The organism is Mesorhizobium sp. M1E.F.Ca.ET.063.01.1.1 (genome assembly GCF_003998155.1).
Classification (GTDB): domain Bacteria; phylum Pseudomonadota; class Alphaproteobacteria; order Rhizobiales; family Rhizobiaceae; genus Mesorhizobium.
In genome coordinates, this window is sequence record NZ_RZSC01001307.1 from 1 (window position 1) to 908 (window position 908).

The window sequence follows — 908 nt, forward strand, 5'->3', positions numbered from 1 at the left end:
GAGAAGCGGCGCATCGGCATGGTGTTCCAGAACTACGCGCTGTTTCCCAACATGAGCGTCGCCGACAATGTCGCCTTCGGCCTGTCGGTGCGCGGTGAGCCCAAGGCGACGATCGCCACTGAGGTGCAGCGCGCGCTCGACCTCGTCAAGCTCGGCAAGCTCGGCGGCCGCCGTCCGCACCAGCTTTCCGGCGGCCAGCGCCAGCGCGTGGCGTTGGCGCGGGCCATCGTCACCAAGCCGCGCGTGCTGTTGCTGGACGAGCCGCTCGGCGCGCTCGACAAGGCGCTGCGCGTCGACATGCAGATCGAGTTGAAGCGCATCCAGCGCGAGATCGGCATCACCACCATCTTCGTCACCCACGACCAGGAGGAGGCGCTGACGATGAGCGACCGCATCGGCATCCTGCGCGACGGCAGGCTGGTGCAGGAGGGGCCGCCGGAGGAGATCTACGACAGGCCGCAAAGCGAGTTCGCCGCCGATGGCAATGCGCCCGGCATCCGGAAAGTCGAAGCCGGCGATCTGGCGCAGCAGCGTGGTCTTGCCGCTGCCTGAAGGCCCGAGCAACGCATAGAAGCCGCCGTCCGGAAAGTCGATCGAGACATTGTCCAGCGCCTTGTGCGCGCCAAAACTGCGGGAGACGTTCGCGACCTGGACGCCTGCCATTACTTCTCTCCGCCGAACTTGAAGAAGCGCGCCGTAAGCAGCATCAGCGCCATCGACACGACAATGATGATCGTCGAGACCGCATTGATCTCGGGCGTGAAGCCTTTGCGGATCGCGGCATAGATTTCGACCGGCAGCGTCGTCTGGCCGGGTGTCGACAGGAAATACGAGACCACGAACTGGTCGAACGAAACGGCGAAAGCGAACAGCCCGCCGGCGATGACGCCGGGCATGATCCAGGGCCT

The 908-nt window shown here is 65.3% G+C and carries 3 pseudogenes; 1 reads left to right on the forward strand and 2 read right to left on the reverse strand.

What is annotated here, in order from left to right:
- Positions 1-477: pseudogene (locus EOA29_RS38145) on the forward strand (ABC transporter ATP-binding protein); the annotation flags it as partial.
- Here EOA29_RS38145 and EOA29_RS43570 read toward each other — a convergent pair.
- Positions 382-663: pseudogene (locus EOA29_RS43570) on the reverse strand (ATP-binding cassette domain-containing protein); the annotation flags it as partial. The pseudogenes EOA29_RS38145 and EOA29_RS43570 overlap by 96 nt on opposite strands.
- Positions 663-908, reverse strand: a pseudogene (locus EOA29_RS38155) (ABC transporter permease); the annotation flags it as partial. The pseudogenes EOA29_RS43570 and EOA29_RS38155, both read right to left, overlap by 1 nt.